The sequence below is a fragment of the Shewanella sp. VB17 genome, assembly GCF_013248905.1.
Lineage (GTDB): Bacteria > Pseudomonadota > Gammaproteobacteria > Enterobacterales > Shewanellaceae > Shewanella.
Window position 1 is genome coordinate 3,054,824 of sequence record NZ_JABRVS010000001.1, and the last position, 25,573, is coordinate 3,080,396.

Sequence of the window (25,573 nt, forward strand, 5' to 3'; positions counted from 1 at the left end):
TCTTATCTAATCAGTTCAGGTTGAGAGAGGATAAGATTTTCCATCGCTTGGTAGTATTTCACATAACCGGTACAGCGACACACATGCGTACCTAAGTGATGTTCAAGTGCAGCTCGCAGCTCAGATTGAACAACTGGTTGCTGCTTAAGCGACTCATAATAGCCGATAGCTTCATTGACAAAACCGGATGTACACCAACCACACTGAAATGAAAAGTGATCAATAAACGCTTGTTGGACAGGATGTAAAACAAGGGCTTCAGTCTTCACATCAATATTTGCATGGCCTTCTATAGTCATTAAGTTCATCCCATTAAATGCCCCTACTCCCTTAATGCATGTTCTGTGGGTCACATGGCCCGTTTTAGTCTTCTCTAATATCACACAGGCATGACATATTCCCGCGCCACAACCAAACTTAGTGCCCGTTAAATTGAGATATTCATGTAAAAACTGAATCATCATGGTACCTTGGGCAACGTCAATAGGTCCGATTTTCTTCCCATTTAAAATAAGTTCGACAGTCACTGTGTTCATGGCTTCAACCTCGTCTTAATTTGCGCCGCGGTGATCGGAGTTTGAGTGAATCGTTCGCCAATCGCATTAAATATAGCATCTTGAACTGCAGAAATAACCGGTAACATCACCACTTCAGCGATGCCTTTAGGTCTATCCGTCGCTTGACTGGGAGGGAGAATTTCACACCCCATCTGCCACACATTGACATCTTTTGAGCACGGCACTCGATAGCGATGTAGATTCCAAGTACCGCTACCTGCTCCGGCTTCAAATGGCGGTAAATATTCGTGTAACACATGCCCTAAGCCCATGACTAAGCCGCCCTGGATCTGACCCTCTACAATAGGGGTTGAAATCACCGGCCCCGCATCAAGTACACTGTGTGTTCGCAATATGTCCACTTCACCAGTATGGCGATCCACTGCCAGTTCAATTAAGCAGTCGCAAGGGGCATAATAAGTCACCATGGCATTATTAAATTGCGTACTGGGGTATTTCACCCAATTTCGTTCAATCAAATGGTAACCTAAACTATCCATAGACTGCTTTTTCGCTGCACTGGCCCCCTCACCATAACGCACGGCAATCGCATCAAGTGAGTGAATCTGTGTATCCCCCTCAATGGTAAATTCAGCTTGCGTCCAAGCCCAACGGTTAACAGTATGGGCAACGCTTCCTGTCACAAAACCATGGTCGTGAGCCGTCTTGGCCAAACTGTGTAAATCCAATGGCTTTTGACCCATCAACGTCAATTTACCCGCCTCCCATTTAGCCAAAGCAAGATCGCTATCCAGTGACATGCCCCAGAGCTTGCGTGCTGCAGGTAAAATGCCATAACGATAGACCACAGCACAGGCGCCTTTTGTCGCCTCAGTTTGAAAAGTGGCCGAATCAGATGCACTGCTTGCCATTAGCTTTATCAATGTCCAACGTGGATCTGTGGACATTTTATCTTGCTTTTCTTGGCTAATCGTATAGGGATTGTCTGTCTCAAACAGCTGTAACGCTGCCCAAGTTTCAGTTACTGCAATGTCAACTCTGCCCGCCGCATGACCAAAAAATTCATGGGTCAATAAACCTTGACTCGTTTGCGCCCCAGAGCCCATTTCCATGTATTCAATTTCAAGGACAATTTCACCTTTTGCAGTCAGATTAACAGCGGCATTGGGACCCACATTACCTGTACCATAATTTTTAGCCAGTAAAGAATACCCAACACCAAACGACTTATTCGGGTGATTGGCTTCAAATTCTCGCTTATTTACTGCTCTGTTTTGCCAAATAGGGTGCAACTCCGCTTTATCCAGCAATTCCTGATACCGGATCTCACCATCAATTTCGGCACCTTGAGTATTCAAATCGCCTGTACGTAATAAATTCTGACGTCGCAATTCAAAGGGATCTACATTCAATTCATGGGCTGCTTGCCCTATCATCAAGTCGATAATTGGCATGCATTGGGCTGAGCCGTAACCTCGCATAGAACCTGAAGTCACATTACGAGAATGGTAAGCCGTTGCTTGCAAATCGCTTTGTGGAATATAAAAAACCCCTTGCATCGCCGACATACCTGCAGAGGCGACACTTGCAGAGAAATTTTCTCTTCCGCCCCCATCGACATGACACTGTGAAGTCAGCGCTTCAATTTTCAAGGTTTCTTTGTTGATCGACAATCGATTATGGATGTTAAATGGATGACGTTTCAGACCTTGTTGAAATTGCTGATACCTGTCATTGGCAATACGGATCGGATTACCGTCACAAAATAAGCTGGCAGCCAGTGCGTAAAATGGAAATACCGAGTGATCTTTCGCACCAAAAGCTCCACCGACAAAACCTGAATAAAGCACCACACTCTCCACTGCTTTAGCTTGAGTCGATGCTTTTAATAAATGCACCGCCATGTCAGAAAAATCCGTTGGATCTTGACAAGTGATCGCACCGTGTAAGGTATGCTTTTGTTGATCATACCAAACGTTAGCCGCTTCAGGCTCTAACATCATAGGGTCAACTATCTGAGTTTGAAAATCAGTGTCAATCACATGAGCACTGGGATCTGCCATCTCTTTATTGATACGGTCGGCATAATACATTCCTCGCTCACTTAATGTTCCAGCTATGTTTTGCTCAGTAGGCCATTTGGGCTGTCTTAATTGATAAGCAGGGAAGAATAATCCATCTTGAAAAACAGAAAATGCATCTCGTCCCTCCGTTCTATCTTGTGCGATGCGAATCACTCGCCATGCTGCATAGGGATCTCGTTCAAAAGGCGTCACCTTAGCCCCATACTTTACCAAGGTGGCATTAAAATCTAAGCGTGATTTAGCTGCGTTAAAATCATCAAAAGAATCAAATAATAACATGGCAACTGGATGACCAATAAAATGAGCAACCTTGCCTTTAGCCAATAACATTTCATCACCATGATATGTAGGCAATGTAATATGATGACTGGCTAGATCATCGGCCATGATCACTTTCGTGGGATGTTTTGCGAGAAAAGACAGATCGATATCTTCAAATAGATGATCGGTATCGGTCGCACACACAATGTAACCATGCCATTGACTATCAGGCCAATGGGGAAAGTCTTTCGCTCTAAAATCACGCGCAAATACCTTCTGACCAGTCACCTTTTGAATCGCATCCATGCGAAATTTAGCCTTACTGCCATCAGCCCATGGGGCCTGAGGTTTATACAGGTAGTCTTGCTCACGACTCGCGGCACCAGCAAGGGGAGCAAAATACACACTGACACCAGCAATCACCACAGATTTAAGGAAGTCTCGACGGGTCTGCTTAATATGTTTCATCTAGATACCAGAATAAGAAAAATGCCTGTACGTAATAGTAGGCGCTGAATGGATTATTTACTCACACTAATAAATAATAGCACTTATCAAATAGTTTGCCTAACATAATGATAACAATAAACAAATCTATCCAGCCCATTTATAAAAAACAGTAATTCCCTATTTAGTATTAACAGGATTATGTCGAAATAAAAGTAGAGATTAAGATTGAATCATTAAACCATACTATCAAAACATACCCACTAAGCCAGCCAGTGCAATAACACTTAATTACCCATTGATGATAGTCATTAACCGATGAATAAACTCCTTAACCGCCTCTTCATCAGCAAATTTAAACCCTAATCCATAATGAATGCCATTAAGGCTTTTTTGAATTCGTTTGGGAAAACGAGTCATCTCATTGTTATGAAAATAACCTTCTTTGTGAGTCACTCCATCAAGCAAAGCAAAATCAGTAAGAAACACTTCATAAGCTGGCCTTATCACCAATTGGCAATCTTTACCTGAACCGTGCAAATAAATCGGCTCTTTAAGCTTAGGCAGCATATATTCGGTAATTTTTTTTATGGTAAAGTTAGTCCGACAATCTAACGAAGTTAATACTGCCATCAATGCACTGTGTTCAATTGCCAAAGTTAACGCCTTAATGTGTGAGTGCTGACAGAAAGCCCATTGTCATCACTAATAATTGTGTAAGCAGGACTTTAACAAAAATACTGCACACATGCTGCATAAATAACGCTTATCAGCCTCAGGTTAATACACAGAGAAATTCCGATTTATTCACCCGTTTACGTTGGAGCTAATGCTAGCCACAAACAAAGCGTTCACTCATTAAGGACACCGAAGCTGCCAATATCGCCCTCACCTTTGAAAAAGTACTAAATCACAGTCGTAACAATATCTAGCACTAGAAAATAACGTAAATGAGCTGTATCATGGGATGCAGAGATGTATGATATGAACTAATGCTGTTTTATTTTACGCATTTAACCGAAAATAAAGCAGTTTTAATAAAAATCTATAAAACAATTCTAAAAGTATTGATATACTGCCACCGAATTTTAGAACGTAACTCCAATTAGAGTAGAAAAATGACTGATTTATCAAAGTACAGAAACATTGGTATATTCGCTCACGTTGACGCGGGTAAAACCACGACTACAGAGCGTATTCTTAAGCTTACCGGTAAGATCCACAAGATCGGTGAAGTTCATGACGGTGAATCTACAACAGATTTCATGGAACAAGAAGCTGAACGTGGTATAACCATTCAGTCTGCTGCTGTAAGTTGTTTCTGGAAAGATCACCGTTTTAACGTTATTGATACTCCTGGCCACGTTGACTTTACTGTTGAAGTATACCGTTCACTTAAAGTACTGGACGGCGGTATAGGTGTATTCTGTGGCAGTGGTGGTGTTGAGCCACAATCAGAAACAAACTGGCGTTATGCAAACGAATCAGAAGTTGCGCGTATTATCTTCGTCAATAAATTAGACCGTATGGGTGCTGACTTCCTACGTGTTGTTAAACAAACTAAAGACGTGCTCGCGGCTAATCCACTGATCATGGTGCTACCGATTGGTATCGAAGACGAATTTACCGGTGTGGTTGATCTACTGACTCGTAAAGCTTACGTGTGGGATGATACTGGTGAAGCTGAAAATTATGAAATCACCGATATCCCAGCGGATATGCTTGATCTCGTAGAAGAGTACCGTGAAATGCTCATCGAAACTGCTCTTGAGCAGGACGATGACTTGCTAGAAGCATACATGGAAGGCGAAGAGCCATCTTTAGATGAAATAAAACGTTGTATCCGTAAGGGTACACGTACAATGGAAGTCTTCCCAACTTACTGTGGTAGTGCTTTCAAGAACAAAGGTATGCAGCTTCTGCTTGATGCTGTTGTTGATTACCTTCCTAACCCAGTTGAAGTTGATCCACAACCTCTAACTGATGAAGAAGGTGTTGAAAATGGCGAATTTGCCATTGTTGATGTCAATGCTCCATTAAAAGCACTTGCATTCAAAATCATGGATGACCGTTTCGGTGCGCTCACTTTCGTGCGTATTTATTCAGGTAGACTGAACAAAGGGGATACTATCCTTAACTCGTTCACAGGTAAAACTGAACGTGTTGGTCGCATGGTCGAAATGCAAGCAGATGAGCGTAACGAGTTAGATTCAGCTCAAGCTGGCGACATCATTGCTATCGTGGGGATGAAAAACGTACAAACAGGTCACACTTTATGTGATGTTAAGCATCCTTGTACGCTAGAAGCCATGGTCTTTCCTGAGCCCGTTATCTCGATTTCTGTTACACCAAAAGATAAAGGCGGCAGTGAAAAAATGGGGATCGCTATCGGTAAGATGATTGCTGAAGATCCATCATTCCGTGTAGAAACTGATATTGACTCAGGCGAAACCATCCTTAAAGGCATGGGTGAGCTTCACCTAGACATTAAGGTTGATATCCTTAAGCGTACTTACGGCGTTGACCTTATTGTCGGTGAGCCACAAGTTGCTTATCGTGAAACTATCACTAAAGAAATTGAAGACAGTTACACACATAAGAAACAGTCTGGTGGTTCTGGTCAATTTGGTAAAATTGACTATATCATCCGTCCTGGTGAGCAAAACACAGGTTTCACTTTCAGCTCTAAGGTTGTTGGTGGTAACGTTCCGAAGGAATTCTGGCCTGCAGTTGAGAAAGGTTTCGCATCATTAATGGACACAGGTCCTGTTGCTGGTTTCCCTGTATTAGATGTTGAACTTGTCCTTCTTGATGGTGCTTTCCACGCCGTTGATTCGTCAGCTATTGCGTTCGAAATCGCCGCTAAAGGTGCATTCCGTCAATCTATGCCTAAAGCCGGTGCACAACTTCTTGAACCAATCATGAATGTTGATGTATTCAGCCCAGATGACAACGTTGGTGATGTCATTGGTGATCTTAACCGTCGTCGAGGCATGATAAAAGACCAAAATGCAGGTGTAACAGGCGTTCGTATTAAAGCGGATGTCCCATTATCAGAAATGTTTGGTTACATCGGCTCACTGCGTACAATGACATCAGGTCGTGGTCAATTCTCTATGGAATTTGCTCACTACTCTCCGTGTCCAAACAGTGTTGCTGAAAAAGTCATCACACAAGTAAAAGAAAGAAAAGCGGCTGAAGCTAAGAAGTAATATTACTTTTTACATCTCCTCATAAAAAACCCGCGACTTAAATCGCGGGTTTTGTTTTTTTGTAGATCGCATAAAGGTTATATACACATGATCACACGCCCTGCTAATTCAGTCATCGTACTCGACTTTGAAACCACAGGTCTCTCGCCTAACCAAGGCGATCGTGCTATTGAAATAGGTGCGGTAAAATTACAAAACGGAATGGTCGTCGATACATTTCAAGCATTAATGAACCCAGGTTTTAAGATCAGTCGATTTATCGAAGACTACACAGGAATAAGCAATGAGTTACTCATCGATGCCGCATCTTGTGAGACAGTGATGGATCGTTTTGCCGACTTTATTCAAGGCAGTAACCTGGTAGCACATAATGCTTCATTCGATAAACGATTTCTTGATGCAGAGCTGACATTAATCAATCGTGAATATACAGGAGAGTTTGCCTGCTCAATGCTGATTGCTAGACGTCTCTATCAGCAAGCACCCAACCATACTCTGGGTAGTTTAGTTGACTTTAACAAGATTGAAAATGACGGTGTATTTCACCGCGCGTTAGCCGATTCTGAAATGACAGCTAAGCTTTGGTTAACAATACTTGAAGATATACATACTCGCTACTTTCTTGCCAATCCGACTTTTAAATTATTGCAACAAATATCAAAAAAATCCAAATCAAACGTGCATGCCTTCTTACAAAATGGCTCACACAGATAACTTAAAACGTTCAAACCACTCGCAATTCACAATGCCATATACTCATGATTTGTATCGCTGAATTTTGGATAACAAGTGTCGACAGAAAAATATCAGATCCCCAGTTCATTCAAAAGATCATCTTCAGGATCTGGGGCAATATCTTTTGCTTCGGCTTCAGCTGCTTTATTCTTTTTGCCGCTATGCTCTGCAAAAAGTTCATCAGGATCAAATTCATTTTCTTCATCAAATTCATTTAATTGAATAAATTCAGTTTTATCCATAGCGAATTCTAAATAAAAAATATGATTATCTTGAGTTTTAAATGACACCCTACGTGCAATTGCTTCATCTAAATTAGTATCAATGGATATCGTTAATTGCTTGTTAATGGTTAACATCTTTGGCTGGCTTTGATTGATTGACGTTTGAAGTTGCTTACTGATCTTATTAATGAAATCACCTAATATTTGATTCATCAATTCTCCCATAACATCCCCGACCTCATCAGAGATGTGAGACTTCGCAAATTCTGACTCAGGCATTCCCATGTGCGTCATGTAACCACGATAAATTTCAAGCGCAGCTTCCCCGGAAAAATTGATCACGACCAGACCAGAGAACCCACCATCAAAGATAGAAAAACATCCTATATCAGGCTTTAAACCAGTACGAGAAATACTCTGAACCATAGCGGCATGGGATACCTGACTATCTGTTGTTTTAAATAACACGCTTACAACCGATCCACACAATTTCATTAAAATATCATCTGTTCTAACAATTTTAAGTGAGTTTGTCATAATCAAAACCAAAAAGAAGGAATAGTTAATTCTGAGTGTAAAAGTGAAATAAATCAAAATGAAAGCAGCAATTTAAACCATAATCATAACAAAAAAGAGCAAGTAGAGTGCAAGGCATTGAAAAATAACTTATTAACATATCCATTATTTTTACTGTTCAATCAAAATCATTGATGTAAAATTCATGTATAGCTCATCAGTATTTTACAAGCAACGCGTAATAGCCGTAAAACATGGTCATCATCTCATTGTTTCGCTGCGTTTATAAAGATCTGGCGGTTGATTCAACTCAGTAATATTGTCATAACTAAGACTTAATCATGACTATCAACGCTGTTAATAAGCAATAAGTTAACCTATTTCCCCCTTTCTAGTTACGTGATTTGTGTTAACATATTGATAAAGAAATATAACAACATACTTGGTGAATAATAATCATGTCAAGAATGACTCTTGCCGTTCATTCTCAACTTTATAGTATTCACAGCTTTAGTCCGGATGCTAACATCCCCCCAGCTGTATTTACTCAAGAGATGTTTTTTATTGGTAAAACAAAAGATGAATTGTCTGTTGTAGTGCCTGCTGAACTCAAACTGGAAAGCATTGAAGAGGAAAGCCATTGGCGCTGTTTAGAAGTGATAGGCCCCCTTGGTTTTTCGATGACAGGTATTCTTTCCAGTGTTTCAGGCACATTAGCAGACGCTAACATCAGCATTTTTGCCATCTCGACTTTTGATACCGACTACATTTTGATCAAAAAAGATAAACTCACTGATGCTATCAAGGCACTAAAAAAGAAACAATTTCAAATCACTAAATATTAATTTACCATTACAAATGAGTCGCCGCCTATGCATGAAAAAATTATCACTATCATGGCTAAACATGGCATACATACACGACCAGCAGCCATGCTGGTAAAAGCAGCAAAAAACTATGAATGTGATGTGATCGTTGAATGCAACGGCAAGCAAGCCAGTGCTAAAAGTTTATTTAAACTGCAAAATTTAGGCTTATACCATGGGGTGACGATTAAGATTTTTGCTGTAGGACCGGAAGCAGAGCACGCCGTAGAAAAGATATCTGAACTGATAATCACCTTAAACTAATCATGCTGTTCCTAACCCCAATAATTGAGTATGCTACTCAAAGAATAAAAACGATATCTGTATCAAGGATGTTAAATGAGACTTTTAAGCCGAATGAGACGATACATATCAGGACAAACCAATCCAAGAGGAGGAATTGAAGTTTTTTCCCCCATATCTGGAGACATTGTGCCAATAGAGGAAGTACCAGATGTTGTTTTTGCTGAAAAAATAGTGGGTGATGGATTAGCCATTGATCCAAAAGGCAATCAAATTCTTGCCCCAATAGACGGTGTTATAGGTAAAATATTTGAAACGAATCATGCATTTAGCATTAATTCACCACAAGGGTTAGCACTCTTTGTCCATTTTGGCATAGGGACCGTAGAACTAAGAGGAAACGGCTTTAAACGGCTTGCAGAAGAAGGACAAACCGTCAAAAAAGGCGAGCCCATACTAGCATTCGATTTACCCTACCTTAAAGAACATGCAACGAGTTTGCTTACCCCTATCGTGCTGGCCAATATGGAAGATATTACATCGATTAATAAATCACATGGCAGCGTTGAAGCAGGTAAAGATGTCATTTTTATTGTCGATCTTTGAACAAGTTCATTGAGCAATCTCTCTGTATTCAAAATACTAATGGGTATAAAACATAAGATTAATAATGTATATACTGCCCGTAAACCATTGATTAAGTTTATCATTTTAAGTTTTATTGACACACATTATTCCCCATTAAAATTTGACTGCTCAATAACTCATCTTGATTAATCATATTTTATCATTATCTGGTCTTGAGACATCGTAAAGGCAATGACACAATACCCCTAGAAGATACACCTACAAATAGCAAAAAAGCATTGCTATCATCTATGGAGAAAATTATCTTGACTCTTTTTGGAATTAAAAATTGTGACACAGTCAAAAAAGCGCGAAAATGGGCAGAAGCAAATCAATTGACTATTCATTTCCATGATTTTCGTATTGATGGGCTAAGCAAAGAACAGGTTGAAGCCTGGGTTGCAGTCATAGGCTGGGAAACTCTTTTCAACAAGCGTAGTACCAGTTTTCGACAGCTCAGTGATGATGATAAAAAAGATCTCAATGAAACCAAAGCCATTGAACTGATGTTAGCTCACCCAACGTTGATAAAAAGACCGGTATTATCAAGCGAAGGTAACGTCCTTGTGGGATTCAAAGAAGCAGAATATAAAGCGTGGTTTACCCGATGAGTCAAGATGTCTTAACCCTAGCTCAAGATCTGATCTCTCGCCCATCAGTTACGCCTCTCGATGAAGGCTGCCAAACATTAATGGCAAGCAGACTCAAGGTTAAAGGTTTTGACATTGAACCTATGGTATTTGAAGATACCACCAATATGTGGGCTAGACGGGGTAAAGAAGGCCCCCTTTTTTGTTTTGCAGGACATACAGATGTCGTGCCTGTTGGCGATCTTAACCGTTGGCATACACCGCCATTCGAACCTGTAGTGATTGATGGTTATCTTCATGGACGTGGCGCTGCAGACATGAAAGGCTCGTTAGCTGCGATGATAGTTGCGACCGAACGTTTTGTCGAAAAAAATCCCAATCATCATGGCTCCATCGCTTTTCTTATCACCAGTGACGAAGAAGGTCCCTTTATCAATGGTACACCTCGTGTTATCGATACCCTAGAAGCACGTAACGAGAAAATCACTTGGTCATTGGTCGGTGAGCCTTCATCTACCCATAAATTAGGCGATATCGTCAAAAATGGTCGCAGAGGCAGTTTAACTGGCAACCTAACCATCAATGGTATTCAAGGGCATGTGGCTTATCCTCATCTTGCCGATAACCCAATCCATAACGCCGCTCCAGCCCTAGATGAATTAGCCCGTATGAAATGGGATAATGGCAATGCATTTTTTCCACCTACCAGCTTTCAAATTGCCAATATACAAGGCGGAACAGGCGCATCGAATGTAATACCTGGTGCACTGGATGTCATGTTTAACTTTCGTTATTCGACCGAAGTCACAGCAGAGATCCTAATCAAGCGAGTGCTCAATATTTTGGATGCACATGGATTGAATTACGATATTAGCTGGATCTATAACGGCCTTCCTTTCTTAACTAATGACGGTCCTTTACTTGATGCGACTCGTGATGCAATAAAACAAATCACAGGCACGGATACGCAACCACAAACTTCCGGTGGTACATCTGATGGTCGCTTCATTGCACCAACCGGTGCTCATGTTATTGAGCTAGGCCCTGTCAATGCTACTATTCATAAGGTCAACGAATGTGTCAAAGTGTCTGATCTTGAGTTATTAGCCCAATGCTATGAAGTGATTTTGGAAAAGTTACTTTGCTGATCCCAACCACTGCAATCTATGGCCTAAAGAGCTCACACCTTGTGGATTATCAAGGCCATAAACTTCAACAGGACACGGCTGTGGCCTTAGCGACAATGAGTGCCGCTGCAAAATCTCAAGGGATAGAGATCCAGATCTGTTCAGGCTATCGAAGCTTTGCTGCACAGTTGAATATTTGGAATACTAAGGCTCTGGGGACACGTACATTATTAGATATTGATTCACATCCGGTATCAATAATAAATAAAAGTGATAAAGAATTAGTTGAATTAATCTTATTATGGTCAGCGCTTCCGGGCACATCACGACATCATTGGGGAACTGATATTGATCTCTATGACGCTAATGCCATAGCAGGTAAAAACTTACGGCTGATCACATCTGAATATCAAGAGTCTGGACCTTGTGGTCGCCTGCACACTTGGTTGGTTCAATGCAGTCATGAGTTTGGTTTTTATTTCCCATTTCAACAGGGCCTAAGTGGTGTCAGTCCAGAGCCTTGGCATCTGAGTTTTTTCCCTGTGGCTAATCAATATCTCAATCAATTTAAACTCGATAAAGTAACATCGATTTTAGATGATACTGACATCGAACTCAAAGAGGTATTAATGGCAAAAATCCCCGATATCGTGAAAGAATATGTACACAGAGTCGCACCTAGCCCGACCTATTTTGATGCGAGTAAACCGCATAGACTTTAGCTCAACCTATCAACAGCAGGCATGATGAACTTTATCTCAAATAGAAAAACATTAACAATAGACAACAACACACTCAGTTATCTTGATATTGGTACTGGCCCTGTACTCCTTCTTGGACACTGCTACCTTTGGGACGCACACATATGGGCTCATCAAATTGCGCATTTAAGTCAACACTATCGTTGTATCGCGCCCGATCTTTGGGGCCATGGTCAATCTGATGATTTACCCGAGTCCTGCCGTTCACTGCCACAAATTGCCGATCAGATGCTGTACATGATGGACCACTTAGCCATCGAAGAGTTTGCTGTGATCGGTCTATCTGTGGGTGGCATGTGGGGCGCTGAATTGGCATTAAAAGCACCACATCGTGTGAAAGCACTCATTATGATGGGGTGTTTTCTCGGATTTGAGCCTGAAGTTGCACGGGCTAAATATTATACTATGTTGAATATTATTCAGCACTCTGCGAAAATTTCTGAGAACTTGATTACACAAATAGCCCCTTTATTTTTTACCCGTGACGTTGAAAATTGTCACTCAGATCTGTTTATCGACTTTAAGCAAACACTGGCAAAAATGCCCCCTAAACAGTTAGACACCATTTGCAAACTCGGAAAAATCATCTTTGGGAGGCGAGATCTGTTAGAAGACATGGGATCGTTAACCGCCCCTTGCTTAATCATGACAGGGCTCGAAGACAAACTGCATCCTGTATTAGAAGGCTACCTTATGCATGATGCCATCAAAGGCAGTGAATATGTTCATATTCCTCAAGCTGGACATGTTAGTCCCTTAGAACAACCAGAGTTTGTCAATATACAACTCAGTTTATTCCTTAATAAACATTACCCTAACCCAACACATGCCAATACAGCACAAATTGGACATCACCTAAACAATAATAATCATTAATAAATATTAATGATTATTATCACTGAATCGCTCAGGACCCTGCAGAGTAGCTGGTAGAATACCTAGTGACTCACATTACATACTACCTAATTACCTATTATTGAGAATCATGAAAATACTAAAACCACTTTTTGATAATAATCGCCGTTGGGCTAAACGTATCGTACAAGAAAAACCCCATTTCTTTGAACAATTGGCGACCCAACAACACCCTGAATACCTGTGGATTGGCTGTTCAGACAGTCGTGTACCTTCAAATCAAATCATCGATCTTATGCCTGGCGAAGTGTTCGTTCATCGTAACATTGCCAACATGGTCATACACACAGATCTTAACTGCCTTTCTGTACTGCAATATGCAGTCGAAGTCCTTAAAGTTAAGCATATCATGGTCGTGGGCCACTATGGCTGCGGTGGAGTTAAAGCCTCAATGGGCAACGAACGCTTAGGCCTTATCGATAATTGGTTAGGACACATTAGAGATGTTCACCGTCTCCATACTGAAGAGCTCAGTAAGCTCGACGGAAAAGAAAAATTCGATCGCCTTTGTGAACTCAACGTGATTGAACAAGTGGGCAATGTAAGCAGTACCAATATTGTGCAAGATGCGTGGTTAAGGGGACAAAATGTCTCTGTGCACGGGTGGATATACGGCATCGAAAATGGCTTATTATCTGATTTAGATGTGACCGTCGACAATGAAAAGTTTAAGCCCGAATAAAATAGAAGATGCACACTGAGCCCCTAAACACACAAGATTTAGGCACTCAGTGTGCACACATCACACTATATGCATCATTTTTGTCTTTTTTCATGACAGATTGCTGAATAAACATCGCAGTTTACCTCTCAACCCAGTTATAATTGCTCGGTTATTATTTATCACATCGATACACGCAGCGAATGCTAAGGAAATGTCCATGCCCGGTTTTGAATTATTTGGTCCTGAAGAGAAGCAGGAAGTTGCAGATGTAATGGAACATGGTTTTACGTTCCGTTATAACTTCGATCATATGCGTAATGACCGCTGGAAAACACGTGAGATGGAGCAATTACTGTGTGAAAAAATGAATGTAAAACATGCCCACTTACTCTCTAGTGGAACCGCTGCACTCCAAACGGCACTTGCAGCTGCAGGTATTGGTGCCGGTGATGAGGTGATTGTACCTCCGTTTACTTTCGTCGCTTCCGTTGAAGCCGTCTTTATGGCAGGCGCAGTGCCGATATTTGCAGAAATTGATACCACTTTATGTTTATCCCCCGAAGGCATTGAAGCCGCGATCACACCACGCACTAAAGCGGTTAATTTAGTTCATATGTGTGGTTCTATGGGTAAGTTAGATGAAATAAAAGCCATTTGTGAAAAGCACAACTTGGTATTAATCGAAGACGCTTGCCAGGCCATCGGTGGAACATATAAAGGTCAAGCACTTGGCACTATTGGTGATGTCGGTTGTTATTCATTTGATTCAGTGAAAACCATTACTTGTGGTGAAGGTGGCGCTGTGATCACCAACAGTGACACGATTTATAAACACACTCATATGTTCTCAGATCATGGCCATGATCATGTCGGCAACGACCGTGGTGCTGAAGATCATCCAATCATGGGATTAAATTTCCGCATATCTGAAATGAATTCAGCAATGGGCTTAGCTCAACTGCGTAAACTCGATACCATTATCGACATCCAACGTAAAAATAAACACACGATTAAAGCTGCTATTGCCGATATTACTGACATATCTTTCCGTGAACTTCCTGATGTAGAAGGTGATTCAGCGGGTTTTCTTACCTTTATGATGCAAACAGAAGAGCGCACCATTGAGATCAATAAAAGGCTAGCAGAAAATGGCGTTGATGGTTGCTTCTATTGGTATGTGAATAACTGGCACTACCTAAGCAACTGGAAGCATATTCAAGAGCTTAAGTCTTGTTCTGCCCTACCCATCACATTGATTGAAAACCGCCCTGATTACACAAAAGTCTCAGTGCCAAAATCTGATGCCATCATGAGCCGAACCATCTCTATGCTGATCAAACTGTCGTGGACAGAAGATGAGATTGCTCAGCGTATTGAAAATATAAGAAAAGCCTTTGCTTAACAAACGCCTTATTCTAACAGGTAGCTGAGCCATGCTCCTGATTTTGGAGCATCCTTGGATATGATTTCAACGGAGAAAGTTATTATGAGTTTTAAAAATTTCAAATGTGTCCCGAAAATGATTTTTGGACGTGGCTCATTTGTCCAACTTGACACAGTATTAGATGCTGAGCGCAGCGACCCCAGTGATTTTGTGGTCTTTCTTGTTGATGATGTTCACCAAGGCAAGTCACTTATTGAACGCATCCCAGCAAAAGCTCATGACCTACTTATTTACGTTAATGTCGATGATGAACCTACAACGAAGCAAGTGGATACCCTCACTGAGCAAGTGCACGCTTTTAACACTAAGCGACCAGTGAGCGTGATTGGACTGGGTGGTGGATCAACACTGGATTTAGCGAAAGCCGTTGCGCTAATGATCACCAATACAGGTGGCAGTGCCATGTACCAAGGTTGGGATCTCATTAAGCACCCAGCCATTCATCACATCGGTATTCCAACCGTATCTGGCACAGGCGCAGAAGCCTCTCGTACTGCGGTACTTTGTGGCCCTGTGCGTAAGCTAGGTCTTAATTCAGATCACACGGTATTTGACCAGATCATCATGGATTCTGAACTTATTGCTGGTGTTCCTACGGATCAATGGTTCTACACTGGTATGGATTGTTATATCCATTGTGTTGAGTCACTTGAAGGCACATACCTCAATGAATTTGCCAAAGCTTTTGCTGAAAAAGCCATGGATCTTTGCCGTGAGGTTTTCATCTACGATCATGCTGAAAAAGATGACAAATTAATGATGGCATCCTACATGGGCGGCATGAGCATCGCGTACAGCCAAGTGGGTGCCTGCCATGCTGTGTCTTATGGGTTAAGTTATGTACTCGGTTATCATCATGGACTCGGCAACTGTTTAGCGTTCGATGTGCTCGAAGAGTTCTATCCAGAAGGTGTAACAGAGTTCCGCCAAATGATGGATAAGCATAATATTGTGCTGCCAAAAAACATCTGTAAAGATCTTCCAGATGACACCATCGCTAAAATGGTTGCCGTGACCAAGAGCATGGGGCCACTTTGGGATAATGTCTATGGCGAAGGCTGGGAAGAAAAAGTCACTGACGAGATGCTAACGAAGCTATTTCGTCGTATCTAATCCTCTCGTAATAGGGTACTTTTTCTGCCCTATTTTTATACCTAAACGTAGGAATAATAAATGAATGTCACCCTGTTAATCCCTGCACGCTATGGCTCAAGCCGTTTTCCTGGCAAACCCTTGGCGCCGATTAACGGTAAGCCTATGATCCAGCATGTCTATGAGCGCGCCTCTTTAGCAAAAGGATTAAGCGCCATTTATGTTGCAACTGATGATCAACGCATCAAAGAGGCGGTAGACGCATTTGGGGGTAATGTTGTCATGACCGATCCTCAAGCCGCATCAGGCACAGATCGTATTGAGGATGCTATCAAGCAGTTAGGGTTAAACGATAACGATTTAGTGGTTAACCTGCAAGGGGATCAACCTTTAATCGATCCTATCTCAATCGAACAAATCATCACCTTATTTGAGCGTCATCCGAATGAATTTGGCATGGCAACTCTCGGGGTTGAAATAACCGAACAATCAGAACTTGACGATCCTAAGCATGTCAAAATGGTCTTCGATAATGATTTTTATGCGTTATACTTTTCACGTGCGCGTATTCCATTTGGCCGTGATACTAATGAGCATCCAGTTTATAAACACTTAGGTATTTATGCTTACACACGCAGCTTTATTGCCACCTTTGCAAAATTACCACTGGGACGTTTAGAAGATTTAGAAAAACTAGAGCAATTAAGAGCATTGGAATATGGTTATAAGATCAAAGTCGCGATCAGTGCTTTTGATTCTCCAGAGGTTGATACTCCGGAGGACATTCGGATCTGTGAAGCTCGTTTAGCTGTCGACTAAATAAGGATTGCTTATGCCTGATCTCGAAACATGGCTCATTATTATATTAATCCTTGGTGTTGTTGTGAGTAATCTAGCGGTTCTCAAGTACCACGCTAAAATGAAAATGAGCCATTTTGGTCAAGAGCATAAGCAAATCAAAAAAAACAAACTGCATAATGATAGCCAAGCCAATACAGAAGAAACACCGCCATCTTCAGTAACAAATCAAGATAACAGAGACAGAGACAAAGATTAAATTACACTTTCACAAATGGCGCCAATTGAGTCGCCAATGTTGGAAATAATTGGCTCACCAATTCAATCGTTGCTATTTCATTATCTGCATATTCAAAACCAGGTGAAACAGCCTCACCCAATAAGCCGTAATTCACCTTACCGACGTCTTTCATAAGGTGAGATAACTTCCAATCTCCCCCTTTAACCAGCAGTTGCAAGCACTGCCCTTTAGTCACATCGGATCCTAATACCGTTTCAGTTAATTGACCATTAACATCAATAATCCAATACTTCATGGCAGAACCACTGTGGTAGAAATGAACAATATCCGACTTATTGCGGTGCATATACCCAATTGGACTGTCATCGGTGAGCATATAATAGATAGTGGATAATAATTTTCGTTGACCATTATGCCCTGTCGTATGCTCAGATACATAGGTTAATGCAAAATACCCACCTTCAATGGGATGTGGCTGTAAATCAAGTGCCTGAATAATATCTGTTTTAGTCATTTTCATCATACTATCGCTATGTGAATTCATTTCTATCATCGTTACTCATAAAATTTTACTTAACAAGCGATTATTGATCAAAAAAGCCATATTCCAATATAAATGGAATATGGCTAACGTATTTTCAATTAACAATAAAAATGACTATAGCAGCTTGACACTATATATCGTTAGATTTCATTCCCGTTATAAAAATATCGACTTTACGTGCATCTTTATTTTCATGTTGATTATTTTCCAGTAATTCAACTTTTCCCTGTGCATCAATACTGTCTTTATTAACCCCTTTAGAAATCAAATAATCCACCACAACTTGGGCTCTTTTTTGTGCGAGCTTTGAATTAAACTGTTGATATTGCTGTCGAGAGTCAGCCCAACCAGTGATCACCACTTTATAATCATCTAATTGCTGTATTTCTTCGGCAATAGAGTCCAATTTACTGAACATTTCTTCGCTTAAGTCGGTACGTGAATAAGCAAATGATGTCAAATCCACTTCTCTTTTTGCTTCAACATTATCAATTTCGGGGATCACCTGCACTTCAGGTATGTATTGAATCTCTTGAGCCGGAATACGTGATTGTCTCCACGGATGTAATACAAACGATAGTGTCATCATGGTTAACGATTCTGATATTTTTCTATCTGAATACGGGCTTAATAAATGCACATTAAACATATTATCAAGCTGCAACACCACATCCACATTTTTACCCAATTGATGATGGATCCCCAGACTTAAATAGGGAGAGACACCCTCATTACGGTGATCTGAATCTAATAAATCGTTATCCACTTCCGTTTGATATAGGTAGCTACCACCACCTACAAATACCCCTCCTTTGTCCCAAAGATCGAAACGCTTTTTAGCAAATAAATCCGCGCCGCGCATACTAAAGTCATTGCCATCTGATAAAGCGCGATAATTAGCCTCAAACGTCCAGTTATTCTTGCCCCAATCAATGCCAACACCGTATTTAAGATTGGTGATATCATAATCATCTAAAATATCATTGCCCATAAACCCAGCAATACCACCACCAACCTGAAAAAATACATCATTATCACTCTCAGAGCCTTCTATTGTCTCATCATCAGCAAAAGCATGAAAAGAAATCAACATTAATACGAGCAAAAAATAAGTACTTAGCTTCATAAAACCACCTTATAAATAGGAAACCATATAAACAACCATAGCGTTAAACTTACCTTCAGGGATATTGGCAGCATCTATGGCATATAATTTTGCTTGATAATTGGCATAACCTACATCCTCAATCTCAAAACCTGGTAGAATGGGTTCATTTAAGCCAATTTCAGTTCCACCATCATAAATTTTAATCCCTAATGCAGGCAGCTTATGATTTGTTTCATCATAAACTGGAATATAATCATTATTACTACCCTCCCGAATATTTTCAAAATAACCGCTCAGCTTGACTGCTGGGCAATCTGGACCAAATTTTTCATTAGTCACCTTTATCCTCATCGGCATCGATTTACCCGCAATCACATCATCAATAGTCAAAATCCCAAAATCAATGTCACTAGTATCAAGCGACAGAGATACCTCACATTTAGTCGGCTTCAAAATATTCATGTTACTAATTCTACTGCGGTAATTAGCAAACCGACCATTATATCCTTGTGATCCATCTACCTGAAATATGTTGGCAGGAGCATTATAACTAGTGAATGTACCGTTCCTTGTTACAATCAATGGTTGATAAGTGATTGTTTTTTCTTTTTTGGTATTTTTTTCACACTGAGAGTCACTTTCGTTTGATTTGCATGCTCGAATCGTAAAACCATTTACTGCTTGCTTAGAGTTATAAATATCAGTTCCATCATAACGAAAGCCTATTTTGATCCCTGGTATTTGAGTCGTTGTAGTGTCTCCGGTTTTTCCTGGCCAAAAATACACTTGTTCGGAAAAATCTCTAAGCGAGGGATAATTTCTTGCATCTTTATAACAGATCACTTTTACTGTCGTACTCGGTGCTCGCCATACAATCGTATTATTCGGTGCGCCTTCAGGTACAGAAGCACTTGGATCAATCAAGAAATTAGTAACACCTCCTTTATTACCACCAAAACTTCCTCCCGCATCCTCGCTGTAACACGCTAAAGCTAAGGCATTAAAAGATACACACCACCCCATCAATAACACACTAAGCGTAAGCAACGGCCTGTTCATAATGTGCCTCTTTTGACCACACCTGAAAAGTCACAACTGTTGCCTTTACAGCTATACTTGTTAAATATTATGGCACCATAATCGTTAACATTACTTAAATAATAGAATGACCTTTTTTTAACGTTAATCGCTTGACTTGTATAAGGAGCTAACATCATCGCTTTAAATTTTTCTGCTTTGTCCTTAGGACCATAAAGTAAATCTGCATAAGTTACATAAAACGGAGAATTATTTTCTAAAATCACTTTGCCATTTTTAAATCTGATGTGTGTCCCATCAGCGGTGACTTGAGCAACTTCTTTTATATCAGCAAGACTAGTAGGTCGAAAGAATACTTTAATAATGGACTCAATGGCAATTTGAATTGAACCACCTGTATTTGTTCCCTTCACTTCACTATTTTTAGGCGTCACAGGGACTTCACGTACATGCAGGTAGTAGAGGCTTTCTTTGTCTGTTGGTAAACTGTTAACAGGTGATACATTATCAATACGTAAAAAAGAATAACTACCAGACTCAACACGGACCAATGGTGGGATCACTATCAGTGGTTCACTCACTTCTTGTCCGTTAGCATCAGTTAACCACGACTGAGCTAAAAAATCAGCTTCTGCTGGGTTCTTTATTTTAAGCGTCTCAATCCCCTCACCGTCAGCGTAAATAACGCGTGTTCTATCTAAAGCTAAAGCAGCGTTAGCATTGTTTAACAGAGACATCGATACTACAAACGACATCAATAATAGTGAAATTTTCATAAAAACCCTTTATTACTTACAAACGACTGGACGAATTGTTTTTTTACTATTAATAACCGCTGCTGATATGACAAGTTGACACTCTTGATCCCCCCATACCGCTTTTAACTGGGAGTCGATATTGACTCCTGATATGTAAGATTTCTGACCTGAACTCACCATCCCTATTTTTTGCATATTTTCTTTATCAATAATCACTGCACCAAATGGGATAGCATTTTGACTTTCTATACGTGCGATAAAATTATCTCCTTGTCGAGCTCTGATCTGCTGAAAGCCGACCGCACCTTCGGTTAACGCCACGCTTTTAATATTATCTAGTACTTCAACATTTTTTGGCAGTGATTTGTAATCAACGGTATTATTGGTTTTACGATAAGGCGTTAGGCCATTAATTAACGCGAGACCAAAGGCATTCGACTCATCATGGCCATTACCTGTGACTGTTACATTCGGTGCTTTTGTGTCAATAAGTAGTTTCGTATCTCCAGCTGTTATTCCGCTGTAAGCTATGCCGTGTTCAGAAGCCAGTACAGTACCCGATACATTTGCATTCACTTGCGAATATGAATTGGTTTTGTAGCTAGCGCCTAATTGAGTTGAAACAACAGCAAAATTACGGTTGTAATTTCCTGTAATACCAATGGATTCTCCTTCATATTCATCATAAGCAACACTGTAATAGTCACCTTTATCAGTATTTCCTGAATAAGTTAAACTTTGTGTGTAACGATTATTGACTGATCGAGTTTGAAAAGCGATAGAATTATTTCCTCCGCCCAAGGGCATTGTAATACTTAATGAAATGCCTTCCTCACTGAGTGTTGGTGAGAATTCCCCAAATTTTTCGCTGCTCTCATATTCAATATATGACTCATCAGTTTTATAAGCATTAATACTCAAATATAGTGTCGAATCATAGATAACGAAAGGTTTTGATGCATTAAGGTTATAGCGAACTGTTTTTCTCCTATCATCCCAATATTCATTTAATGTATAAGAAAAATTAGTCGATACATCAGCAAATGATTTGCTTAATATTAGCGAACTCTCACTCTTTCTATTATTGTTAGTCTCAAAACTGTCTGAAATTGAATCATTTTGATAAGTTGATAAATATTCATCAAATTCATAGTATTGCTCTTCAGAAAACCGATATCCAGCTACACGCATATCTAAATCAATATCAGGAATAGTATTATTATAAGCAATACCATATGACAACCCCTCAACATCACTGTTATCAAATAAGGTCGCAGCGGCATTTGAAATATTAGCTGAAACGGCACCAAAATAGTTAAAGTTGACCCCAGCACCTAAGGTATAAGATTGATATTCTTCAGATAATAACGTTCCTGTAAACAAAGATAAGTTATTATTAAGGCCATATGATGCTTCAGCTGATATAAAACCTGGCGAATGGTCATAATAACTTGAATCAGGTATCCCAGCTGAAACACTGTAACGAATATGACCAGGACGGGTGAGAAACAAAGTATCAGCACCATTGACTTGAAAATGCTTAATCACTCCATCTGCTTGCTTGACTTCAACATCCAGTACGCCTTGCGATGATTGTGAAATATCATCAATAACATAGGGTCCAGCATTAACATTAACAATCTTAAGCACGCTACCTTGCTGACGAATGGTGATCACTGCATTAGTATCCGCATTCCCGGACACGACAGGTGAATAGCCTCTTAAATTAGACGGTAGCATATTATCATCACTTTGCAGCCGCACACCATTCATTCTAAAGCCATCATAAATATCAGAACCAAATGAGGTATTACCAAAGGTTAATTTTGAATCTAGACTTCGTATTGGCATAAAACCATACAATGATGAAAACTCTGGATTGTCATCGGAGCTTTGAAAATTAGCCCTGATACGAAGCGCATTATAGTTAGCACCAATCACGCCATAAACAGAAGAGCTACTATTCCAATCACTGTATTCATTGGCCTTACTGGAAAAGTAATTAACATTATAATCGACAAATAATGCTGGGATCCCATCATCCCAATATTTTTTATTAACAAAACCAGCTTGATAGTCTGTTAACACATAAATTTGAGGAACTATAATTTTGTAATTTCCTTTACCAATATCAATCGAGCTGCTCGTATTCTCTTCATTACTCACTAAATAGCACAGCTTATCATTTACTATATGTGTATTTTTAGAATAAACATCTAGCCCTTTATCATTTATTGGTAAAGATTGCAACACTTCATTAGTAATGCAGGCTTTTCCCTCATTTACATTGATATTTTCTGAATATAAATACTCACCATTAAAATAAATCCCGAGTAAATAACGCCCATCTTCAACAAACCCAGATTCAACAAACTTTTTCAAATCGATTTTATCTTTTGATTTAATGAAACGGCTATTAAACTCTGTTGCAACAAGAGTACAAGAATAAACTGAAAGTAATGTTAAAAAAAACAACTTAAACTTCATATTCATAAACACCCATCATCATATTATTTCATGTACATTTTATTTATTTTACGCCAGAAAAATAATACATATTATACAGTTATCATTTGATAAGCTTACTTATGAAAACGATATTCTCATAAGTAAGCTTATAATTAGAAAGTCATTAAAATTCTTATAAACCATCGGATTAACGTGCTAAAAAAATATAGTTATAGCAATATTGCCATAACTATATTTATAGAAATCACATCACTTAACCCGTTTAAGGTTTAAAGGTAAGCAATGTTCAATGTAGTTGTTGCTTCTGCAACACCAGCAACCGCATCATCATCGTCATCAGCTTCTAATGCTGCAGAGAATGTGATTACGTTTGTGTCAATTGTCAGTTCAACCGTTGTTGCTTCAGTACCAGCAACAATTGGAGTGCCACCATGAGAAAGACGAACACCAACCCCTTGAGCACCACCGTTAACAGCAAACAATTCACTATTAGTAGCATCAGTGCTGCCATTGAAGGTAAATTTCGCTTTTGTATAGGTGTCTAAAGAACACTCAATCAATTTAATATTGAACTGAACAGGTATTGAAGAACTACCTTTAGCTTTAAATATATGTGTTGGGTGTTGGCCTAACTGAACAGTTTGATCAACAGACTCTGGTGCAATACCACACGCAGCAGAAACAACTTCGCCTTTAAAGTTCACTGTTGTTTGGTTGCCCGCTGCAATAGCAGTCGTTGACGCCATGATCCCAGCGAATGAAAGAGCTGCTAGTAGTGTAATATTCTTTTTCATAAAATCTCCAGCCTTAATATAGGCATTAATAGTTATTCATAATGGAGCTATAAAGAAACAAAGAAACAATACAAATCAACCGTAAATCGTTACACCGCCAGCCCTTTAATCATTAACAATCAAAATCATAAAATTAACAATTTGACACAATGAATCAACACTGGTATTATTAGCTTCGTATAAAAAACAATGCAAACAAGTTACATTTAAGCTAAAAAGTTGGCAATAAAAACGTAATTTGTTCTATATGTTACTTTGTGACAATAGCGTCAAAATTTATTCACGTTTACCAGTAACTAGTGATTACTGAGTAAATTCGGGATAGATTAGACCCTTGATAAGAACAAATTTATAGTGAAAAAAAATGATAAATTATCTTATTTTATGAAAAAATATGATTTAAACATTAAAAAAAACAAATAATAACCTTTAAAACAATAACTTAGACACCTGTACGTTTTCAGAGCATCAATGTTATTGTTTTATGCAATTGATTTACGTAACATAATAAATGCAGAAAGACATATTTTTGACAGTAATTAAATTGATAGCAAAATTCGTGTTTTCAATTAGCTAATCCATTACTCATAAAAATACATACCGTAAAATCAAATAAACACGATAAAAAATAGATAGTAGAACAATCAGAAATATACCATATATCAATATTTTTGCATTTAACCTCGCCCAATTAAGATAGTGTCATACAATACCTAAATCATTGATAAATAATGTAAACAATATTATTTATCAATCAAAAAAAGACACTGAACTCTTAAAGTAATTGTATTGACGATAACAATGAAGCATATAAACAACCTATCCTACCTATTTAGTATACAAAAAATAACAAAAATCACCACCATAGCTGAAGTAAACTATTAAGGCAAAGTAGAGTGCTCTAATTTGATAAGTCCCCCCCTTAAACTCATTAGTTATTACCTCCGGTAAAGATTTAGATGAGGCCATAAAAGGGCTTAATTAAGTGTCCAAGGCGCTATCAACATTCAGAATGTTAATTGCTCCCGATGAATGTCTTTTTTCTTGATTTCGTATGTGTTCTTTTATCATTTTCTCATCCAAACCAATCTAAAAAAACATAGTAACCTCTACTCAAAAGTCCTCTCCATTGAAACTCTTTTGCCGTCCCTTAAACTGACGGTAACTAAAATGATACTTTTACCTTTAATAAACCCTATTACATTGGATACTGAAAATGGCAGTGGAATGCTCAAACAAGATGAAACTAAATCAGCCACCATATCTCGTAAAAAATGGTGGCACTTAGATGATGATCACAACTCTAGCTTGCTGGAGTCAGCAATTAAAATGAGTTAGCACTACTGCCTATCACTAACATAAGTAACAAACACTCTTGACTTGCTCTCCGTGTGTATATATTGTTTTACTTTGATCAAAATTATGGTTAAATGTAAAAATACTGAGCCAAATAGGTTAATGAAGAGGAAGTCCTAATTTCAGTGATAACAAGAATAC

The 25,573-nt window shown here is 39.4% G+C and carries 25 protein-coding genes; 15 read left to right on the forward strand and 10 right to left on the reverse strand.

All coding sequences use genetic code 11. The features are described 5' to 3' along the window. Window positions 1–2: 2 nt before the first annotated feature. From HQQ94_RS13070 to HQQ94_RS13080, 3 genes are all read right to left on the reverse strand, one after another. Window positions 3–536, reverse strand: a complete 534-nt coding sequence (locus tag HQQ94_RS13070; RefSeq protein WP_173294835.1) for a (2Fe-2S)-binding protein — start codon at window positions 534–536, stop codon at window positions 3–5. Beyond that, the gene (locus HQQ94_RS13075; protein ID WP_173294836.1) at window positions 533–3,331 is read right to left on the reverse strand and encodes a xanthine dehydrogenase family protein molybdopterin-binding subunit; all 2,799 of its coding nucleotides are present in this window, start codon (window positions 3,329–3,331) and stop codon (window positions 533–535) included. Before HQQ94_RS13075 ends, HQQ94_RS13070 begins: the two co-directional genes overlap by 4 nt. A 270-nt stretch (window positions 3,332–3,601) precedes the next feature. After that, window positions 3,602–3,967: a hypothetical protein gene (locus HQQ94_RS13080; RefSeq protein ID WP_173294837.1), complete on the reverse strand. Its 366-nt coding sequence runs from the start codon at window positions 3,965–3,967 to the stop codon at window positions 3,602–3,604. A 461-nt stretch (window positions 3,968–4,428) separates the two neighbouring features. On the opposite strand from HQQ94_RS13080, the gene fusA reads away from it, so the two are divergent. After that, window positions 4,429–6,522 carry an elongation factor G gene (fusA, locus tag HQQ94_RS13085; RefSeq protein WP_173294838.1) on the forward strand — a complete coding sequence of 698 codons (2,094 nt, stop codon included), beginning with the start codon at window positions 4,429–4,431 and terminating at the stop codon, window positions 6,520–6,522. Between the two features lie 87 nt (window positions 6,523–6,609). Further along, window positions 6,610–7,236, forward strand: coding sequence for a PolC-type DNA polymerase III (locus HQQ94_RS13090; protein ID WP_173294839.1), 627 nt, complete (start codon window positions 6,610–6,612; stop codon window positions 7,234–7,236). A 92-nt stretch (window positions 7,237–7,328) separates the two neighbouring features. Here the strand turns inward: HQQ94_RS13090 and HQQ94_RS13095 are convergent, their stop codons facing one another. Beyond that, the gene (locus tag HQQ94_RS13095) at window positions 7,329–8,018 is read right to left on the reverse strand and encodes a DUF3334 family protein (protein WP_173294840.1); all 690 of its coding nucleotides are present in this window, start codon (window positions 8,016–8,018) and stop codon (window positions 7,329–7,331) included. A gap of 437 nt (window positions 8,019–8,455) precedes the next feature. Between HQQ94_RS13095 and HQQ94_RS13100 the strand changes: the two genes are divergently transcribed. From HQQ94_RS13100 to HQQ94_RS13155, 12 genes are all read left to right on the forward strand, one after another. Beyond that, window positions 8,456–8,842: an ACT domain-containing protein gene (locus HQQ94_RS13100; protein ID WP_173294841.1), complete on the forward strand. Its 387-nt coding sequence runs from the start codon at window positions 8,456–8,458 to the stop codon at window positions 8,840–8,842. 27 nt (window positions 8,843–8,869) lie between these two features. Beyond that, window positions 8,870–9,127 carry an HPr family phosphocarrier protein gene (locus HQQ94_RS13105; protein ID WP_173294842.1) on the forward strand — a complete coding sequence of 86 codons (258 nt, stop codon included), beginning with the start codon at window positions 8,870–8,872 and terminating at the stop codon, window positions 9,125–9,127. A gap of 75 nt (window positions 9,128–9,202) precedes the next feature. Beyond that, the gene (crr, locus tag HQQ94_RS13110; RefSeq protein WP_173294843.1) at window positions 9,203–9,712 is read left to right on the forward strand and encodes a PTS glucose transporter subunit IIA; all 510 of its coding nucleotides are present in this window, start codon (window positions 9,203–9,205) and stop codon (window positions 9,710–9,712) included. Between the two features lie 287 nt (window positions 9,713–9,999). Beyond that, window positions 10,000–10,344, forward strand: coding sequence for an ArsC family reductase (locus HQQ94_RS13115; protein ID WP_254304056.1), 345 nt, complete (start codon window positions 10,000–10,002; stop codon window positions 10,342–10,344). Continuing rightward, on the forward strand, window positions 10,341–11,471 hold the full coding sequence (gene dapE / locus HQQ94_RS13120) for a succinyl-diaminopimelate desuccinylase (protein WP_173294845.1): 1,131 nt from the start codon (window positions 10,341–10,343) through the stop codon (window positions 11,469–11,471). Before HQQ94_RS13115 ends, dapE begins: the two co-directional genes overlap by 4 nt. Then, window positions 11,465–12,172: a M15 family metallopeptidase gene (locus HQQ94_RS13125; RefSeq protein ID WP_173294846.1), complete on the forward strand. Its 708-nt coding sequence runs from the start codon at window positions 11,465–11,467 to the stop codon at window positions 12,170–12,172. Before dapE ends, HQQ94_RS13125 begins: the two co-directional genes overlap by 7 nt. A gap of 24 nt (window positions 12,173–12,196) precedes the next feature. After that, window positions 12,197–13,087 (forward strand): alpha/beta fold hydrolase, encoded by an 891-nt coding sequence (locus HQQ94_RS13130; protein WP_173296639.1) that lies wholly within the window; start codon window positions 12,197–12,199, stop codon window positions 13,085–13,087. A gap of 109 nt (window positions 13,088–13,196) precedes the next feature. Beyond that, window positions 13,197–13,808 carry a carbonate dehydratase gene (gene can / locus HQQ94_RS13135; protein WP_173294847.1) on the forward strand — a complete coding sequence of 204 codons (612 nt, stop codon included), beginning with the start codon at window positions 13,197–13,199 and terminating at the stop codon, window positions 13,806–13,808. A gap of 199 nt (window positions 13,809–14,007) precedes the next feature. After that, window positions 14,008–15,192 (forward strand): 8-amino-3,8-dideoxy-alpha-D-manno-octulosonate transaminase KdnA, encoded by a 1,185-nt coding sequence (kdnA, locus tag HQQ94_RS13140; RefSeq protein WP_173294848.1) that lies wholly within the window; start codon window positions 14,008–14,010, stop codon window positions 15,190–15,192. Between the two features lie 84 nt (window positions 15,193–15,276). Beyond that, window positions 15,277–16,347, forward strand: coding sequence for a 3-deoxy-alpha-D-manno-octulosonate 8-oxidase KdnB (gene kdnB, locus HQQ94_RS13145; RefSeq protein WP_173294849.1), 1,071 nt, complete (start codon window positions 15,277–15,279; stop codon window positions 16,345–16,347). A 60-nt stretch (window positions 16,348–16,407) separates the two neighbouring features. Then, window positions 16,408–17,145: a 3-deoxy-manno-octulosonate cytidylyltransferase gene (kdsB, locus tag HQQ94_RS13150; protein ID WP_173294850.1), complete on the forward strand. Its 738-nt coding sequence runs from the start codon at window positions 16,408–16,410 to the stop codon at window positions 17,143–17,145. Window positions 17,146–17,158: 13 nt separating this feature from the next. Then, window positions 17,159–17,383 carry a DUF2897 family protein gene (locus HQQ94_RS13155; RefSeq protein ID WP_173294851.1) on the forward strand — a complete coding sequence of 75 codons (225 nt, stop codon included), beginning with the start codon at window positions 17,159–17,161 and terminating at the stop codon, window positions 17,381–17,383. Window position 17,384: 1 nt separating this feature from the next. On the opposite strand, the gene HQQ94_RS13160 is transcribed toward HQQ94_RS13155, so the two are convergent. From HQQ94_RS13160 to HQQ94_RS13185, 6 genes are all read right to left on the reverse strand, one after another. Then, entirely contained in the window at window positions 17,385–17,888 is a 504-nt protein-coding gene (locus HQQ94_RS13160) for a cupin domain-containing protein (protein WP_217274037.1), read from the reverse strand. Between the two features lie 151 nt (window positions 17,889–18,039). After that, window positions 18,040–19,035, reverse strand: a complete 996-nt coding sequence (locus tag HQQ94_RS13165; protein ID WP_173294852.1) for an OmpA family protein — start codon at window positions 19,033–19,035, stop codon at window positions 18,040–18,042. A gap of 9 nt (window positions 19,036–19,044) precedes the next feature. Next, window positions 19,045–20,076 carry a fimbrial protein gene (locus HQQ94_RS13170; RefSeq protein ID WP_173294853.1) on the reverse strand — a complete coding sequence of 344 codons (1,032 nt, stop codon included), beginning with the start codon at window positions 20,074–20,076 and terminating at the stop codon, window positions 19,045–19,047. Further along, the gene (locus HQQ94_RS13175) at window positions 20,073–20,831 is read right to left on the reverse strand and encodes a molecular chaperone (protein WP_173294854.1); all 759 of its coding nucleotides are present in this window, start codon (window positions 20,829–20,831) and stop codon (window positions 20,073–20,075) included. Before HQQ94_RS13175 ends, HQQ94_RS13170 begins: the two co-directional genes overlap by 4 nt. Window positions 20,832–20,843: 12 nt before the next feature. Then, window positions 20,844–23,306: a fimbria/pilus outer membrane usher protein gene (locus HQQ94_RS13180; RefSeq protein ID WP_217274038.1), complete on the reverse strand. Its 2,463-nt coding sequence runs from the start codon at window positions 23,304–23,306 to the stop codon at window positions 20,844–20,846. A gap of 245 nt (window positions 23,307–23,551) precedes the next feature. Beyond that, window positions 23,552–24,076 (reverse strand): fimbrial protein, encoded by a 525-nt coding sequence (locus HQQ94_RS13185; RefSeq protein ID WP_217274039.1) that lies wholly within the window; start codon window positions 24,074–24,076, stop codon window positions 23,552–23,554. Window positions 24,077–25,246: 1,170 nt separating this feature from the next. On the opposite strand from HQQ94_RS13185, the gene HQQ94_RS13190 reads away from it, so the two are divergent. Beyond that, window positions 25,247–25,414, forward strand: a complete 168-nt coding sequence (locus HQQ94_RS13190; RefSeq protein ID WP_173294855.1) for a hypothetical protein — start codon at window positions 25,247–25,249, stop codon at window positions 25,412–25,414. The last annotated feature ends 159 nt before the right edge of the window (window positions 25,415–25,573 follow it).

What these genes read in the sequence shown, in the direction of transcription:
- HQQ94_RS13070 (WP_173294835.1), bottom strand. Translation starts at nt 536, where the DNA reads ATGAACACAGTGACTGTCGAACTTATTTTAAATGGGAAGAAAATCGGA.
- HQQ94_RS13075 (WP_173294836.1), bottom strand. Translation starts at nt 3,331, where the DNA reads ATGAAACATATTAAGCAGACCCGTCGAGACTTCCTTAAATCTGTGGTG.
- fusA (WP_173294838.1), top strand. Translation starts at nt 4,429, where the DNA reads ATGACTGATTTATCAAAGTACAGAAACATTGGTATATTCGCTCACGTT.
- HQQ94_RS13090 (WP_173294839.1), top strand. Translation starts at nt 6,610, where the DNA reads ATGATCACACGCCCTGCTAATTCAGTCATCGTACTCGACTTTGAAACC.
- HQQ94_RS13095 (WP_173294840.1), bottom strand. Translation starts at nt 8,018, where the DNA reads ATGACAAACTCACTTAAAATTGTTAGAACAGATGATATTTTAATGAAA.
- HQQ94_RS13100 (WP_173294841.1), top strand. Translation starts at nt 8,456, where the DNA reads ATGTCAAGAATGACTCTTGCCGTTCATTCTCAACTTTATAGTATTCAC.
- HQQ94_RS13105 (WP_173294842.1), top strand. Translation starts at nt 8,870, where the DNA reads ATGCATGAAAAAATTATCACTATCATGGCTAAACATGGCATACATACA.
- crr (WP_173294843.1), top strand. Translation starts at nt 9,203, where the DNA reads ATGAGACTTTTAAGCCGAATGAGACGATACATATCAGGACAAACCAAT.
- dapE (WP_173294845.1), top strand. Translation starts at nt 10,341, where the DNA reads ATGAGTCAAGATGTCTTAACCCTAGCTCAAGATCTGATCTCTCGCCCA.
- HQQ94_RS13130 (WP_173296639.1), top strand. Translation starts at nt 12,197, where the DNA reads ATGAACTTTATCTCAAATAGAAAAACATTAACAATAGACAACAACACA.
- can (WP_173294847.1), top strand. Translation starts at nt 13,197, where the DNA reads ATGAAAATACTAAAACCACTTTTTGATAATAATCGCCGTTGGGCTAAA.
- kdnA (WP_173294848.1), top strand. Translation starts at nt 14,008, where the DNA reads ATGCCCGGTTTTGAATTATTTGGTCCTGAAGAGAAGCAGGAAGTTGCA.
- kdnB (WP_173294849.1), top strand. Translation starts at nt 15,277, where the DNA reads ATGAGTTTTAAAAATTTCAAATGTGTCCCGAAAATGATTTTTGGACGT.
- kdsB (WP_173294850.1), top strand. Translation starts at nt 16,408, where the DNA reads ATGAATGTCACCCTGTTAATCCCTGCACGCTATGGCTCAAGCCGTTTT.
- HQQ94_RS13155 (WP_173294851.1), top strand. Translation starts at nt 17,159, where the DNA reads ATGCCTGATCTCGAAACATGGCTCATTATTATATTAATCCTTGGTGTT.
- HQQ94_RS13160 (WP_217274037.1), bottom strand. Translation starts at nt 17,888, where the DNA reads ATGATGAAAATGACTAAAACAGATATTATTCAGGCACTTGATTTACAG.
- HQQ94_RS13165 (WP_173294852.1), bottom strand. Translation starts at nt 19,035, where the DNA reads ATGAAGCTAAGTACTTATTTTTTGCTCGTATTAATGTTGATTTCTTTT.
- HQQ94_RS13170 (WP_173294853.1), bottom strand. Translation starts at nt 20,076, where the DNA reads ATGAACAGGCCGTTGCTTACGCTTAGTGTGTTATTGATGGGGTGGTGT.
- HQQ94_RS13175 (WP_173294854.1), bottom strand. Translation starts at nt 20,831, where the DNA reads ATGAAAATTTCACTATTATTGATGTCGTTTGTAGTATCGATGTCTCTG.
- HQQ94_RS13180 (WP_217274038.1), bottom strand. Translation starts at nt 23,306, where the DNA reads ATGAATATGAAGTTTAAGTTGTTTTTTTTAACATTACTTTCAGTTTAT.
- HQQ94_RS13185 (WP_217274039.1), bottom strand. Translation starts at nt 24,076, where the DNA reads ATGAAAAAGAATATTACACTACTAGCAGCTCTTTCATTCGCTGGGATC.
- HQQ94_RS13190 (WP_173294855.1), top strand. Translation starts at nt 25,247, where the DNA reads ATGATACTTTTACCTTTAATAAACCCTATTACATTGGATACTGAAAAT.